15 protein-coding genes are annotated in these 15095 nt (G+C 57.9%); 6 read left to right on the top strand and 9 right to left on the bottom strand.

The window, feature by feature from the left end; genetic code table 11:
• Nucleotide 1: 1 nt before the first annotated feature.
• The 6 genes from C4S59_RS03590 to crcB all read right to left on the bottom strand — a co-directional run bounded on the left by C4S59_RS03590 (nucleotide 2) and on the right by crcB (nucleotide 5357).
• On the bottom strand, nucleotides 2-1216 hold the full coding sequence (locus tag C4S59_RS03590; protein ID WP_103909077.1) for an amino acid ABC transporter permease: 1215 nt from the start codon (nucleotides 1214-1216) through the stop codon (nucleotides 2-4).
• 125 nt (nucleotides 1217-1341) lie between these two features.
• The gene (locus C4S59_RS03595; protein ID WP_103909078.1) at nucleotides 1342-2358 is read right to left on the bottom strand and encodes an amino acid ABC transporter substrate-binding protein; all 1017 of its coding nucleotides are present in this window, start codon (nucleotides 2356-2358) and stop codon (nucleotides 1342-1344) included.
• 182 nt (nucleotides 2359-2540) lie between these two features.
• Nucleotides 2541-3263, bottom strand: coding sequence for an ATP12 family chaperone protein (locus tag C4S59_RS03600; RefSeq protein ID WP_103909079.1), 723 nt, complete (start codon nucleotides 3261-3263; stop codon nucleotides 2541-2543).
• The gene (locus C4S59_RS03605; RefSeq protein WP_103909080.1) at nucleotides 3260-3943 is read right to left on the bottom strand and encodes an HAD-IA family hydrolase; all 684 of its coding nucleotides are present in this window, start codon (nucleotides 3941-3943) and stop codon (nucleotides 3260-3262) included. The genes C4S59_RS03600 and C4S59_RS03605 overlap by 4 nt, the downstream gene beginning before the upstream one ends.
• The gene (locus C4S59_RS03610) at nucleotides 3940-4983 is read right to left on the bottom strand and encodes an RluA family pseudouridine synthase (protein WP_103909081.1); all 1044 of its coding nucleotides are present in this window, start codon (nucleotides 4981-4983) and stop codon (nucleotides 3940-3942) included. Before C4S59_RS03610 ends, C4S59_RS03605 begins: the two co-directional genes overlap by 4 nt.
• Nucleotides 4980-5357: a fluoride efflux transporter CrcB gene (crcB, locus tag C4S59_RS03615; protein WP_103909082.1), complete on the bottom strand. Its 378-nt coding sequence runs from the start codon at nucleotides 5355-5357 to the stop codon at nucleotides 4980-4982. Before crcB ends, C4S59_RS03610 begins: the two co-directional genes overlap by 4 nt.
• A gap of 93 nt (nucleotides 5358-5450) precedes the next feature.
• On the opposite strand from crcB, the gene C4S59_RS03620 reads away from it, so the two are divergent.
• The 3 genes from C4S59_RS03620 (at nucleotide 5451) to C4S59_RS03630 (ending at nucleotide 8928) form a co-directional block, all read left to right on the top strand.
• Nucleotides 5451-6812, top strand: coding sequence for a multicopper oxidase family protein (locus tag C4S59_RS03620; RefSeq protein ID WP_103909083.1), 1362 nt, complete (start codon nucleotides 5451-5453; stop codon nucleotides 6810-6812).
• A 69-nt stretch (nucleotides 6813-6881) separates the two neighbouring features.
• Complete coding sequence (locus C4S59_RS03625; RefSeq protein ID WP_103909084.1) at nucleotides 6882-8273, top strand: aminotransferase family protein; 1392 nt, start codon at nucleotides 6882-6884, stop codon at nucleotides 8271-8273.
• A 211-nt stretch (nucleotides 8274-8484) separates the two neighbouring features.
• The gene (locus C4S59_RS03630; RefSeq protein WP_103909085.1) at nucleotides 8485-8928 is read left to right on the top strand and encodes a CBS domain-containing protein; all 444 of its coding nucleotides are present in this window, start codon (nucleotides 8485-8487) and stop codon (nucleotides 8926-8928) included.
• 80 nt (nucleotides 8929-9008) lie between these two features.
• Here the strand turns inward: C4S59_RS03630 and C4S59_RS03635 are convergent, their stop codons facing one another.
• Both C4S59_RS03635 and C4S59_RS03640 read right to left on the bottom strand, forming a co-directional pair.
• Entirely contained in the window at nucleotides 9009-9296 is a 288-nt protein-coding gene (locus C4S59_RS03635) for an HU family DNA-binding protein (RefSeq protein ID WP_103909086.1), read from the bottom strand.
• A 131-nt stretch (nucleotides 9297-9427) separates the two neighbouring features.
• Nucleotides 9428-10912: an AMP nucleosidase gene (locus tag C4S59_RS03640; protein WP_103909415.1), complete on the bottom strand. Its 1485-nt coding sequence runs from the start codon at nucleotides 10910-10912 to the stop codon at nucleotides 9428-9430.
• 206 nt (nucleotides 10913-11118) lie between these two features.
• Here C4S59_RS03640 and C4S59_RS03645 point away from each other — a divergent pair, with 206 nt between their 5' ends.
• Nucleotides 11119-11871 carry an SDR family NAD(P)-dependent oxidoreductase gene (locus tag C4S59_RS03645; protein WP_103909087.1) on the top strand — a complete coding sequence of 251 codons (753 nt, stop codon included), beginning with the start codon at nucleotides 11119-11121 and terminating at the stop codon, nucleotides 11869-11871.
• Nucleotides 11872-11925: 54 nt separating this feature from the next.
• Here the strand turns inward: C4S59_RS03645 and C4S59_RS03650 are convergent, their stop codons facing one another.
• Nucleotides 11926-13467 (bottom strand): DUF2125 domain-containing protein, encoded by a 1542-nt coding sequence (locus C4S59_RS03650; RefSeq protein WP_103909088.1) that lies wholly within the window; start codon nucleotides 13465-13467, stop codon nucleotides 11926-11928.
• Between the two features lie 128 nt (nucleotides 13468-13595).
• Here C4S59_RS03650 and C4S59_RS03655 point away from each other — a divergent pair, with 128 nt between their 5' ends.
• The gene (locus tag C4S59_RS03655; RefSeq protein WP_103909089.1) at nucleotides 13596-14345 is read left to right on the top strand and encodes an SDR family oxidoreductase; all 750 of its coding nucleotides are present in this window, start codon (nucleotides 13596-13598) and stop codon (nucleotides 14343-14345) included.
• The gene (locus C4S59_RS03660) at nucleotides 14342-14947 is read left to right on the top strand and encodes an enoyl-CoA hydratase/isomerase family protein (RefSeq protein WP_103909090.1); all 606 of its coding nucleotides are present in this window, start codon (nucleotides 14342-14344) and stop codon (nucleotides 14945-14947) included. Before C4S59_RS03655 ends, C4S59_RS03660 begins: the two co-directional genes overlap by 4 nt.
• Nucleotides 14948-15095: the final 148 nt, after the last annotated feature.

Below are 15095 nucleotides of genomic sequence, written 5' to 3' on the forward strand. Positions count from 1 at the left end.
ATCAGCGCTCCTTCAGCTTCATTTTCGAGTTGTAGATGTTCATGATGAACGAGATCGCGAGGCTGATCGCCAAATAGAACGCCATCAGCAGCAGGATCGCTTCGATCGCACGGCCTGTCTGGTTCAGCGTGATGCCGCCCAGTGTGCCTGTGATGTCCATGTAGCCGACCGCAATCGCCAAGGACGAGTTCTTGGTGATGTTCAGGTAGTTGGAAATCAGCGGCGGAATGATCACGCGCAGCGCCTGCGGGAGGATCACAAGGTTCATGATCCGGCCCGGACGCAGACCCAAGGAGGCAGCGGCCTCGGTCTGGCCACGGCTGACGGCCTGAATACCGGCACGCACGTTTTCCGCGATGAAGGCACCTGTGTAGATCGCCAAGGCGAACCACAGCGCAATCAAGGACCCGAGAATGTTGATCCCACCTTTAAAGTTGAAGCCCGCCAGAACCGGCATTTCCAGCGAAATGGGCTTGCCCAGAACGAAGTATGTCAGCAGCGCAGGCACAAACAGGATCGCCAGCGTCGGCCAGCCTGTCGGCAGCATTTTACCTGTCGCATACAGCAGCTTGGTTGCGTAGCGGCGATAGGCAAAGACCCCCACGATGGACAGCAGGAAGACGATGACAACCGCCATACCGCCGCTTTCCAGCACGGGCTTCGGGATATAGACGCCGCGGTTTGTGAAGGCGACCGCATCGAACCACATGGACGCTGTTGCGTTTTCACCGCGGAAGTCACGCGGCTGCGGAAGAACTGCGGTCATCACCGTAAAGATGATGATGATCCAGATCAGAACCGGAACATTCCGGAACGCTTCGACGTACACCGCCATAAGTTTGCTGATCAGCCAGTTCTTCGACAGGCGCAAAACGCCCGCAACCACGCCGATGATCGTCGCGGTCACACAGGCCAGAAACGCAACAAGAAGCGTGTTCAGAACCCCGACAACCGCCGCCCGCCAATGGGTGGATTGGGATGAATAATCGATCAGTGTCTGGTTGATGTCGTAGTTCGACGTCTCACCCAGAAACTTGTAGCTGATGTTCAATCCTGCGGCCTGAAGGTTTTTGACCAGATTGTAGCCAAGGAAGGAAAACAGCGCGATCACGCACAAAAGCGCAATGAATTGGAATGTGTAAGACCGGTACCGCGTATCGTTCAACAGCATTGATAGCCGGAACGACTCGCGAGGCGGGTCGCTGAGCGTTGTCATAATGGTATCCCTGAGATGCCCGGCGGTCATTAATCCGATCGGTAAGTCCGATCATCTGCCCCCGGTTTTGACAGTGTCCCTAAACGGGAAAAGAGCGCAGGTTTCCCTGCGCTCTTTTTTAGGTCTTAGCGGAACGGCGGTGCGTACAGCAGACCACCATCTGTCCACTGTGCGTTCAGACCACGCGACAGCGCGATCGGAGTGTTTTCGCCGATGTTCTTTTCGAACAGCTCGCCGTAGTTACCACCCGCTGCAATCGCTGCTTTGCCCCAGCCAGCGTCCAGGCCGATCATCTCGCCCAGGTTGCCTTCTGTGCCCAGCAGACGGTTGATTTCGGGGTTGTCTGTGCCTGCGGACAGCTCTTCGATGTTCGCAGATGTGACGCCCAGCTCTTCAGCTGCGATCAGCGCGTTCAGAGTCCAGCGAACGATGTCGCCCCAGTCGTTGTCGCCGTGGCGAACAAGCGGGCCGAGCGGCTCTTTGGAAACGATTTCCGGCAGAACAACGTGGTCACCGGGTGCTTCGAACGCGGCACGTGTCGCAGCCAGACCGGATGCGTCAGTCGTGTAAACGTCACATGCGCCAGCCAGGTACTGCTGCTGCGCTTCGGCGTTTGTTTCGATCGGAACCGGTGTGTATTCCATGTTGTTCGAACGGAAGAAGTCCGCCAGGTTCAGCTCGGTTGTTGTACCGGTCTGAATGCAGACAGTCGCGCCGTCCAGTTCTTTCGCGGACGATACGCCCAGCGCCTTGGGAACCATGAAGCCCTGACCGTCGTAGTAGTTTACGCCTACGAAATCGAACTTCAGGTCTGTGTCACGGCTGAATGTCCATGTGGTGTTACGTGCCAGCATGTCGATTTCGCCGGACGCCAGCGCTGTAAAGCGTGTTTTGCCGGTTGTCGGAACGAATTCGACAGCAGCCGGATCGCCCAGAACAGCAGCAGCAACAGCGCGGCAGACGCCTACGTCAAAACCGTCCCATTCCCCGTTTGCATCAGGAGCAGCGAAGCCAACCAGACCTGTGGTCACACCACAGTTCAGCTTGCCGCGCGCCTTGACGTCATCAAGTGTGGCCGCACCAGCAGCACCGGCCGCCAGGCCAGCGACAGTCAATGCGCCAAGAATTACGGATTTTTTCATTTTTACCTCTTCCTGTTTGGCCCGTCCCTTCATGGAACGGTTCAGTGGACCAAGTGGCCCATAGGATTCCAAAGCGGTTTGATCCGCTTAGTGGGAGAGAGTTTGGTCGGATTCCGTTTAGAAGGTCAAGGCAAAGGCTTTGACCAGCTGCTCAAAAGTCATTTTTCCCGAAAATGCCGCTTTTATAATCCGTTTGAACCGCGACTTAAGTGTATAAAGCGCAAAGCATCTTCGAACGAGCGTTTCTTAACCTGTTCAGTAGCTTGCGCCTCTTCGTCCTCGCCCCACTGTTCGATTTGCCAGTTTTCATCGACGCGCGACGCGCTCCAGATAGACGAGGATTCGGCCCACGAACGTTCCGCCGCGAATCCCAAAATCAGCGATCCGGTCAAGGAAACAAGGTCATGAAAGGCGGTCAACTCAAACGGGTCAAAGGCGTGAACAGCTTCCGACAAACGGGTCAAAGAGGCTGCATCCTGACCCGCATGGATCACCCCCGTCCGGGGCTCAAGCTTGGCGCCCAGCGCCTCTTCGGCCCATGCCAGATAGGGATCCCAAGTCTCGGCCTGACGCGCCACCAGCTCTTCGGGACTGTCGGCGCGGTAGCATAAAAGATCGCTGTCGCCATAGGCCGCGATCATATCGGCAACTTCGGCATGCTGGATGCGCACCTTATCAATGGCGGCATTCGCACTGCGGGTGACAGGCATGGTGTTCGGGTCGATTTTATCGGTTTGCGCCTGCCATTCTTCGGCAATTGCCTGCGCCATCGCCTGTGTCGGCAGGATCAGCGGCGCTTTGGCTGGTGTTTTCACCGCGCGTTTGTCCAGCAGAACGGTGAAGCCACCATCCGCATCGGTGACAGTTGCATCGGTCCAGAAACGTTTCGGGGCCCATTCGCTCATGTTCGGTCACTCCATATCGCGTGAACCAGTTCGGGCAGATCCTGCACGCGCGCGGCGATGCGGTCTGCGGCGCTCAAACTGGCGGGGCTGTGATAGCCCCAAGTCACACCAAGCGCGGCAACGCCTGCCGCCTTGGCCATATCCATGTCAAAACTCGTGTCGCCGATCATCACAGCCTGTTCAGGCGCAACACCGGTTTCCGCCAGCGCGGTCATCACCATCGACGGATGCGGTTTCGACGGATGATCATCGGCGCATTGCTGGGTCACAAACAGATGCCCCATCTGGTGCCCGTCCATCAAACTGACCAAACCGCGACGGGATTTTCCGGTGGCGACCCCCAACAGCACCTCGGGCTGGCCATGCAACGTATCCAGCACATCGCGGATACCGTCGTACAAAGGCGACGATTTCTGCGTGCCACCCGTGGCCCGCAGGCGCTGATACTCTGTCTTATAGGCCTCGACCGCCGTCGAAATGCTGGCATCATCCACGTCAGGTGCCAGTGCGCGGATGGCCCGATCCAAAGACAGGCCCACAATACCCAGAACCGTCTGGCGTTCCGGCACATCCAGACCAATCGCCCCGAAAGCAGCCGTCATCGAGGCAAGGATATCGGCCTGGCTGTCCACAAGGGTGCCATCCACATCAAAGATGACAAGCCTCAGGTCCATGGTCATTCAATGTCCTCGAACGGATCGGCGGGCACATCGCGCACATCCCACTGCACATAGTCCCACGTGCGGGTCATGTGTTCGGGCAGCGGCGCTGTGATCACCAGACGTGCGCCCGTCACCGGATGCACCAAAGACAACGACCGCGCGTGCAGGTGCAGTTTGCGGCTGATTTCGCCACCCAACTGCGCGCCCCATCCATCGCCAAGGTTTTCCTGACCCGAGCCACCATATTTACCGTCGCCAATGATCGGATGCCCCATCTCGGCCATATGTGCGCGCAACTGGTGCGTCCGGCCCGTGATCGGAACCAGCGCTACCCAAGCCGCACGTTTCGCAAGACTAGTCAGAACGGCATAGTCGGTGGTGGCGTGTTTCGCGCCCTCAACCTCGGTCACGCGGTTGGGGTGGACGCACAGCATCTTTTCGCCTTCGCCACCCTTGCCGTGACCCGGAGCCTTGACCAGACCATAGCGCACGGTGCCCATGGTCGGGTGCGGCACACCTGCGACGGCGGCCCAGTAAATCTTGCGCGTGTCGCGGGCGCGAAACGCCTTGGTCAAATCGGCCGCAATCGCGCGGGTGCGGGCAAGGATCAGAACACCGGATGTGTCCTTATCCAAACGGTGCACAAGGCGCGGCTTATCCTCAAACCCGAACTTCAGCGCTTCGGCCATGCCGTCTACATGGCGCGTCTGTTTCGACCCGCCCTGCGTCGGCAAACCCGGAGGCTTGTTCAATGCAATGATATAGTCGTCACGATAGAGGACGCAGGACTGGATCAGCTTTGCATCTGCATCCGACACCGTGGGCTTGGGCCGCGATTGGACCTCGCCCGCGTCGGGGATCGGCGGGATACGTACCTGCTGACCGGCCTCGATCCGAGTGTTCGCCTTTACGCGACCACCATCAACGCGCAGTTCACCCTTACGGCACATCTTTTCGATGCGGCCTTGGGCCAGATGCGGGAACAGCCGCTTCAGATAGCGATCAAGACGTTGCCCTGCGTCGCCATCGGTTACGGTCAGTGTTTGTACTCCGCTCATGCGAATACTCCTCGTGACAGGATCATACCTGCCGCCAGCGCCAGAAGCGACAGGACCACCGACATGGCCACATAGCCAGCCGCCAGCCCGATCGCGCCGCGCTCATACAATGCCATCGCGTCCAGCGAAAAGGCCGAGAAGGTCGTGAACCCGCCCAGCAATCCCGTCATCAGAAGCGGTGCGTACCGCGTCGCGCTCAACTCAGCCAATGCAACGACCAGAACACCCATCAGGAAAGACCCGACGATGTTCACAGTCAGAGTGCCCCAGGGAAAGCCATGCCCCATGACCCGAACGGCAGCCATGCCGGTCAGATAACGTGCAACAGCACCCAAAGCGCCACCCAGCGCCACATATATAAGGTTCGCGACCATCCGCGCGGTCTGTCGCGGGAACGGCTTATTGTCAAGCAAGCCATTGCCAGCGCCCGCGCCGTAGCTATCATCTGCACCAAACAGGAGAGCGCTATGATCACCCGTCGAAACATGCTGCTTGGCACCGCCTCGCTGTCCGCGCTTCCTGCGTTGGGAAACGCCACGCAACGGGATGTGCTTCGGGCCTCGGCAATTCGCCAACGCATCGCGCCTGAACCCTATGCGGAAACAGACCTCTGGTCGTTCGGCGGCAGCTTTCCGGGCCGCACGCTGCGCTACAAACAAGGTGAGCGTCTGTCACTTGATTTGGTGAACGATCTGCCAGCCGCAACATCTGTTCACTGGCACGGCATCCGCATCGACAACGCGATGGACGGCGTTCCCGGCCTGACGCAGCCTGCCATTCCAGCGGGCGACACGTTCACCTATGACTTTGCCCTGCCTGATGCGGGCACCTACTGGTACCATTCGCACCTGCAAACCGTCGAACAGATGGAGCGCGGTCTGTACGGCGCGTTGATTGTCGATGAAACCGATGCGCCCGATGTGGATCGCGATATCGTTCTGGTGCTGGATGACATCCGCTTTACGGATGAGGCACAGGTCGACCCCGAATTCGACGGTTTCTTTGACCGATCCCACGGCGGGCGCATCGGGAACGTTGCGCTGGTCAACGGCAAGATCGACGAAAGCTTTGACGTCAAACGCGGTGATCGCCTGCGGCTGCGCCTGATCTCGGCCGCGAACGCGCGGATATTCGAACTCAGTTTGCAAGGGATGTCGGCACATGTGGTTGCCTATGACGGCATGCCCCTGATCGCTCCGCAGCCGGTGACCGAAACCTTCCCGCTGGCATCGGCGCAGCGCATGGATCTGATTGTCGACATCACCGACGACAGCGATGCCTATCTGATCCAGTATGAACGCGACGGCGGCTATGCGGCTGTCCATTTCAACGTCAGCGGCGGAAGCGATACAACACGGCCCACGCCCGATGCCCTACCTCCAAATCCCGACTTCCCGATTGATCTGGCGAACGCCGAGACGCTGCCCATTCTGATAGCGGGCGGCGCGATGGCTGGACTGGATCACGCTATGTATAAAGGCACGCGTATGACGGGCCGTGAACTGGCGCAGGAAAACATGTTCTGGGCGCTGAATGGTCAGGTCGGGCGAACCGATACGCCGATGATCACAGTTTCCAAGGGCCAAACCGTGCGGATCGGCATGGCCAACGACACCGCCTTCCCCCACGCAATGCACCTGCACGGCATGCATTTCGCCCAAGTTCTGGCGGACGGCACCCTTGGCCCGCTGCGCGACACCATTCTGATCGAATCCCAAGGCCAGATCGAGATCGCCTTCAACGCCCATAATCCGGGCGATTGGCTGTTCCACTGCCATATGCTGTCGCATCATGCGGCTGGCATGGGCAGCTTTATTCGTGTCATCTAACATTATCCTTGCACCGACTCAGCAGCGGTGCAAAATTTGATCAAATAGTCAAAACTTCGGAGCCCGATCATGGACGGTACGCTTTCCGCCAACGACATTTCGCATATCGTCACCGCTGACCGCGAACATGTCTGGCACCACCTGAGCCAGCACAAACCCTACGAGACGACTGATCCGCAGATCATCATCGAAGGCAAAGGCATGCGCGTTTGGGACCAGAAGGGTAAGGAACACCTTGATGCGGTGTCCGGCGCGGTCTGGACAGTGAACGTGGGCTATGGCCGCGAAAGCATCGCCAAGGCAGTCTATGACCAGCTGATCAAACTGAACTACTTTGCCGGTGCCAAGGGATCGGTCCCCGGTGCGATCTTTGCGGAAAAGCTGATCGACAAGATGCCCGGCATGTCGCGTGTCTACTATTGCAACTCGGGGTCCGAGGCGAACGAGAAAGCGTTCAAAATGGTCCGCCAAATCGCGGCGAAACGCTATGGCGGCAAAAAGCACAAGATCCTCTATCGCGACCGCGACTATCACGGCACCACAATCGGCTGCCTGTCGGCGGGCGGTCAGGATGAACGAAACGCACAATACGGCCCCTTTGCGCCCGGCTTTGTCCGCGTGCCGCACTGCCTTGAATACCGCGCCTTCGAACAGGAAGGCGCGCCGATCGAGCACTACGGAGAGTGGGCCGCTGACCAGATCGAAAAGGTGATCCTGCGAGAAGGCCCCGAAACCGTGGGTGCGCTTTGCCTTGAACCGGTCACTGCAGGTGGCGGCGTGATCGCCCCGCCCGAAGGGTATTGGCCCCGCGTTCAGGAAATCTGCCGCAAATATGATGTGCTGCTGCATATCGACGAGGTCGTCTGCGGTGTCGGCCGGACCGGCAAGTGGTTCGGCTACCAGCAGTACGGTGTTCAGCCCGACATGGTCACGATGGCCAAAGGCGTGGCGTCGGGCTATGCGGCAATCGCTTGCCTGGTCACCACCGAAGGCGTCTTTGACATGTTCAAAGAAGACGCCGCTGACCCTCTGGATTACTTCCGCGATATCTCGACCTTTGGCGGCTGCACCGCTGGCCCCGCCGCCGCGATCGAAAACATGCGTATCATCGAAGACGAAGGCCTGTTGGACAACACCACCAACATGGGTGCCTACATGATGGATCAACTGCACGCGCTGAAAGACAAACACGCCGTGATCGGCGATGTACGTGGCAAGGGCCTGTTCCTTGGGGCCGAACTGGTGTCGGACCGCGACGCGAAAACGCCGATGGATGAAAAGCGCGTCATGGCCGTGACCGCAGACTGCATGGCACAAGGTGTGATCATCGGCGCGACCAACCGGTCGGTTCCGGGCTACAACAACACGCTGTGTTTCTCGCCTGCGCTGATCGCAACCAAAGACGACATCGACGAAATCATCACGGCTGTCGACAGCGCCCTGACACGGGTTTTCGCGTAGATTTTTCTGCGCAGAAACCTGCAGCATAATCGCCAAAATGCTGCGCAGCATAAATTGAAATGCTGCGCAGCATTTTTTTCAATTTGACTTAATATTTCATAGCATTCTCAGGACAATTCTTACCCTTTCGGATAGGTCCCAGATATTATGGACCTGTCGCGACACGTGGGGAGTCGGCGGCAGAAAGAAGCCAAATTAAAAGGTAGCCGATATGTCATTTCACTCAGTCGCGCAGAAGAAGGTAAAGCACCTCATCCACGGCAAACCCCATTATACCATCGCACCGGATTGCACGGTCCAGAATGCCGCCAACCTTATGAAAAAGAAGAATATTAGCGCTCTTTCCGTGATGCAGGACAAGCAGCTTTCAGGTGTGGTTTGCGAACGCGATATCGTTCATGGCTGTCTGGGTTCTTTGGATATGGACCCGATGACAACGCCGGTGTCCCAGATCATGACGACCCCGCCAATCACCGTCGATAAGAACATGACGTTGGGCATTACGGCGGTCACAATGATTGAAAACAACATCCGTCACGTGCCGGTCACTGCGGGGACAAAGGTACTCGGATTGATTTCAATCCAACAGATCGTAGAGGAGTTCAAAATGGGTGTCGAAAGCTCGATCGCGGGCCAGCTTTTTGTTGCAGCATAACGCAGCATTTTTCTGCGCAGCATCCAACGAAAAAGCGCGCCGCAAATGCGACGCGCTTCTTACTTACCAAAGACGGGAACTTAGCCGTTCACTGCGTCTTTCAGAGCTTTCAGCACGGTTACTTTAACCTGCTTGTCAGCTTCCTTTTTGAACTGTTCACCAGTTGCGGGGTTGCGAACCATACGCTCAGGACGTTCGCGAACATAAATCTTACCAACGGAAGGCACGGTCAGCGCGCCACCTGCGGCGACTGTTTCGTGGATCAGGTCAGTCAGACCGTCCAGAGCTGCGCCAGCAGTTTTCTTGTCACTGCCCATTTTTTCGGCCAGTGCCGCCACCAGCTGGGTCTTTGTCATCGGCTTAGACATTATAGGTCTCCTTTTTGGCCCAAATCTCTAGGGCATGTGTCGCAGTAATTAACAGCATATTGCGGTATGACACAACGATTAGCAGGCCAGTAACCGCAAAAAACAAGGGGTTTTTTGCCTTTTTCACCCCTTTAGAGGAACGCTGTTTCGTCGAAGCTACGCAACTTCCGGCTGTGGATGCGAGCCAAGGGCATTTCGCGCAGCAATTCCATCGCGCGAATCCCGATCATAAGGTGCCGAGATACCTGCGTTTTATAGAAATCCGACGCCATACCGGGCAGTTTCAGTTCGCCGTGAAGCGGTTTATCGGACACACATAGAAGCGTCCCGTAAGGCACACGGAACCGGAAGCCGTTCGCAGCAATTGTAGCGCTTTCCATGTCCAAAGCGACGGCGCGCGACTGGCTCAGGCGCTGCACCGGCCCCTGTTGGTCGCGCAATTCCCAGTTCCGGTTGTCGACAGATGCCACCGTACCGGTCCGCATCACGCGCTTCAGCTCATAGCCCTCAAGCTGGGTTTCTTCGGCCACAGCCTTTTCCAGCGACGTCTGGATTTCCGCCAAGGCCGGGATCGGCACCCAAACCGGCAGATCGTCGTCCAGCACCTTGTCTTCGCGCAGATAGGCGTGGGCCAGCACGAAATCCCCAAGGCTTTGCGAATTGCGCAGGCCGGCGCAGTGGCCAACCATGATCCACGCGTGCGGGCGCAGAACGGCAATATGGTCGGTCGCCGTTTTGGCGTTCGACGGCCCCACCCCGATATTTACCAGTGTGATCCCAGATCCATTCGCCCGTTTCAGGTGATAGGTCGGCATTTGCGGCATCTTGGGCGACGGCGGCAGTTCGACGTCAGCATCGGTGATCGTCGCGTTGCCGGTCGACACAAAGCTTGTGTAACCGCTGTCCGGATCGGCCAGCATGCGGCGTGCAAAGGCCTCGAACTCGCTGACGTAGAACTGGTAGTTGGTGAACAGAACGTGGTTCTGGAAATGCTCGGGGTCGGTGGCGGTGTAATGCGCCAGACGGGCCAGCGAATAATCCACCCGCTGCGCGGTAAACGGCGCAAGGGCCGCAGCACCATCGGCGGCCGGCTTGGCCAAACCGTTCACGATGTCATCGTTTGTGGTGTTCAGGTCCGGAACATCAAACACGTCGCGCAGGGTGAAATCAGACGCCCCTTCCTGCGGCACCGCCATGTCGGAATAGGCCGCGACGGCAAAGTGCACGGGGATCGGCGTATCAGACAGGCCGATTTGCACAGGCACGCCGTGGTTTTTCACCAAAAGCTCGATCTGCTGCTCCAGATAATTGCGGAACAGATCAGGGCGCGTCACCGACGTCGCATGCACACCCGGTTGCGAGACGTGGCCAAAGCTGAGACGGCTGTCGACGCTGGCGAAGGTCGTCGTCGCGATGCGGATTTCGGGATAATAGGCGCGGTACCGGACACCGGGATGGCCGCTTACCATCGCCTTGGAAAAGGCATCGACCAGATAGCCAACGCCCGCCTGATACAGCTCGACCAACCGATCCACCGCCGCCTTGGCATCGTCAAACAGCTCGGGCGCTGCGACATCAGGCGTTTCAATTTGTAGGGTGGCTTGTTGGTCCTGCATCTTTTCCTCGTTTTTATAGATGCGCGAAGGTGACACCAAAGTAGGTGTCGTTCAAGCGCGGCAACGCATCAAAATCGACGTTTTCTGCTGCATTTTCGCATTTAAGCGAACTTCCGCACCGTCAGTTTGCGTTCGCTTGCGGCAAAGGCCTTTTCTTTTTCAACGCGACAGGCGACGGTCCCGCGCAGGGATGAATGAGGGATACTATGGAACAGAAAACCGCTCTGGTGACGGGCGCGGCCCGTGGGATTGGTCTGGCAACAACAAAACTGTTTCTCGAGGCGGGCTGGTCGGTTGTCATGGTCGACCGCGATGCCGAGGTTCTGCAAAGCGAAGCTGCGGCACTGGACAACGCCACAGCAATCGTCTGCGACGTGTCTGATCCGCAGGCCGTTGACGACATGGCTGCCGAAGCGGTGGCGATCAACGGGCGCATCGATGCGGTTGTGAACAACGCAGGTGTGGCCGATTTCGGGCCTATCGAGGAAACCGATTTCGCCCGCTGGCGGCGCGTGATGGAAACCAATCTGGACGGCGTGTTTCTGGTATCTCAGGCGCTGATCCCTGCATTGAAAATAACCAAAGGGGCGCTGCTGAACATCGCGTCGATCTCGGGTCTGCGGGCGTCAACGCTGCGGGTGGCCTATGGCACGTCCAAAGCCGCCGTGATCCAGCTGACCAAACAGCAGGCGGCGGAATTGGGCGAATATGGCATCCGTGCCAACTGTGTCTGTCCGGGCCCTGTGCGGACCAAGCTGGCGATGGCTGTGCACAGCCAGGACATCATCGACGCCTATCACGACGCGATCCCCTTGAACCGCTACGGCAGCGAACAGGAAATCGCCGAAGTGATCGTCTTCCTGTGTTCGGACAAGGCATCTTATGTCACAGGCCAGATTGTGGCTGCTGACGGCGGCTTTGAATCCACAGGTGTGGGCCTGCCTGCCCTGCGCAAATAACCCATAAAAAAGGGCCGCCTGAAAAGGCGGCTCACTGTTCGTTTTGGCGTTCCGTTACTGGATGCGCTGGCCGTTCGCGATGACGTGGCCCTGTTCGTTGATCTCAACCGTTGTGGTCACGCTGTCATCACCCGCCGGAATTGTGAACATCCCCAGCATCATGCGCGCGCCCATAAGGTCGTCGGGGCTGATAAAACCAAGTTCACCCAGCTTATCCAGCACAGCGTTCGCACCGGTCAGGCCCAGCGCGATCCGGCCTTCGGGGCGCGGCACGCCATCAAAGGTTTCCATATCCGAATTGTCGAAGGTGAAGCCACCCTCGCCCGTCAGCTCGGCCCCCAGCACATTCACACGCAAACGATCCAGCGAAAGCGACCGAATTTCACCGGGCGCCTCGTTGGTGTTTTCCAGCGCTGCCATCGCCTCGACATCAAAGAAATCCAGCTCGGACATGACATAGCCGCTGACACCCAGATCAAGCGTCATCGGATCGCGCGGCAGGGCGGCCTGCGGATCGAACATGGCCCAGATCATCTCGGACATTTCCAGATCGGCCAGCGTCAGACCCAAGTTGAACATCTGCTCTTCCTCAGAGGCGACAATAGGCATCTTCAGGGCGAAGGCCGAATTGCCGACCGAATAGGACAGCGGCATAGGAACGTCTGCCGTCATCAACTCCGTTTTGGTTTCAGCCGCTTTTCCCTCGATCACCATGCCTTTGTTGGACACGGACAATTCATAGTGACCACCGGCCGACGAAGTATTGAATGTACCGTCGCCTTCGGTTTTCGACGTGAATGTCCCGATCATCGTGCTGGACGCGAAATCCATCAAGATGCCGCCGCTCATGCCTGCATTAAGGCTGGCCTGCATATCGTTAGGGTCAACGCCTTCAGGCATGTCAGAAGACAGTTTGACGCTTGTATCCGTCATCGACCCGCTGAACGCGCCGGTATCACCGGTTTCGGGATCGGCGAAATTCATCTTGTAGGTGATGTTTTCCGCAACGATGCTTTCCGCAAGCTTGTTAAAGCCTTCCTCGGACACTGTCGTCGCGGTGCCGGACACGCCGTCCATATTCAACAGGAAATACGCCACGTTGTTCCCGATCGAGACGCCGTTGATCGCCAGATCGGTCAGCTCGATCGCAATGCCTGCACCTTCGAACGTATACAGCATGTCATTGGGTGCGCCGGATGCGATGATGGACACGTCATTCAGACGGTAATCCAAGGCGATATCGACCGGCGGCTCGTCTGCCGGTTTGACCTGCACGCTGATCGGCATCGAGTCGGGAAAAGCCATGCTAACCGTGCCATCGCCCAGATCGGTCAGAACGACCTTATCGGCAGAAAAGCTGAAGCTGCCTTCTTCTTCGGGGAAGGCCATCGACAGAACCATGTTGTCGATAACAAGCGTGTCACCCACGCGGGTTTGATCCCCCGCCATCTGGTAACCATAGGCTTCGTAGTATTTACTCATGTCTGCCCAAACGTCTTCCGGGGTGACATCCGCAAAGGACACCGCAGGTACAGAGAATGATGCAGCCGCCAGACCGCAGATCATAAATTGGCTGAAACGCTGGTCATAACGCATGGTGGATCCTTTCCGAAAAGCGACAAACGAATAGCTTTAGGGTCAACCGCCGGACGCTGGGGGTCAAGGGGCTAGACCGCAAGATATCGGCTAGATACCTATTTCATTCATAACTGAAAGGAGTTGGCATGGATTTGACGGGAAAAGTGGTTCTGATCACGGGTGCCAGCCGCGGAATCGGCGCAGCCGCCGCGCGGGAATTCGCCGATGCCGGTGCAAAAGTGGCCTTGGTTGCGCGTGGCGCGGACCAAATCGCTGATCTGGCAGGTGAAATCGGCGAAGACGCCGTTGCGATTCCCTGCGATATCTCGCGCTACTGGCAGGTCGAGCAAGCCATCGAAAACTGCATCAAGGCATTCGGTCGTCTGGACGTTCTGATCAACAACGCAGGCGTGATCGAACCGGTCTCGCATCTGGCCGAGGCCGATCCTGATGCGTGGGGTCAGGTCATCGACATCAACCTTAAAGGCGTCTTTCACGGCATGCGCGCGGCGCTGCCGGTGATGCTGGAACACGGTGGCGGTACGATCCTGACCATCGGGTCTGGCGCGGCCCATGGCCCGGTCGAAGGCTGGTCGCATTACTGTTCGTCCAAGGCAGGCGCACTGATGCTGACCCGCATGGCCAACAAGGAATACGGCGACAAAAACATCCGCGCGATTTCTCTGTCGCCCGGCACGGTCGCCACCCAGATGCAGAAGGAAATCAAAGCCTCGGGCATCAACCCCGTCAGCCAGTTGGACTGGTCCGATCATATTCCGCCGGAATGGGTGGCCAAGACATTGGTGTGGATGTGCGGCTCTGACGCAGACACATTCCTGGGCGATGAGGTATCTTTGCGCGATCCGGATATTCGCAAAAAGGTTGGCGTTGCATGATCACCGTAGAAGACAAAGGCGACCTGCGCATCGTCACCATCGACCGTCAGGATAAGGCCAATTCACTAACCGCCGAAATGCTGGAACAGCTGGCCATTGCGGCCGAAGGTGCGACCGACAAACATGCCTTTATCCTGACAGGCGCGGGCAAGGTGTTTTCCGCCGGCGCCGATCTGGATGCGGCCAAGGCCGGCCTTGCTGTGTCGCCCCTGTGGGAACGCCTGTCGGGGGCCATTGCCGCCCTGCCCGGCCTGACCATCGCCGCGCTGAATGGTACGGTGGCGGGCGGCGCGATGGGGATGGTGCTGGCCTGTGACCTGCGCATCGCCACGCCCGGAACCAAGGTGTTCTATCCGGTGATGAAGCTGGGTTTCCTGCCGCAACCGTCTGACCCGAAACGGCTGGCCGCAATTGCGGGGCCGTCGCGGGCCAAGATGATCCTGATGGCGGGCCAGAAAATCACCGCGCAAGAGGCGCAGGTTTGGGGGTTGATCGACAAGATCGTCGAGCCCGAAGAGCTGATGACAACTGTGGATGAGTTGACCGCCGATGTGCTGGCAGCAAAAATCGATCACGTGCAGGGCATTAAGCAACTGATCTGAAATTTGTTGTGATCAGCTCAAATCACTGAAAATGTAGGGGTAACCCAAATTCTGCAGCAATTTCACGCTCAGGATTTACGGGCAAAAAGGCGCGTGCTTTCCCCCTGACATATTCCGTGGTTTTGTTTTCTTATGACCTTACTGAACC

It is taken from the genome of Thalassococcus halodurans (assembly GCF_900108225.1).
GTDB classification, from domain to species: domain Bacteria; phylum Pseudomonadota; class Alphaproteobacteria; order Rhodobacterales; family Rhodobacteraceae; genus Thalassococcus; species Thalassococcus halodurans.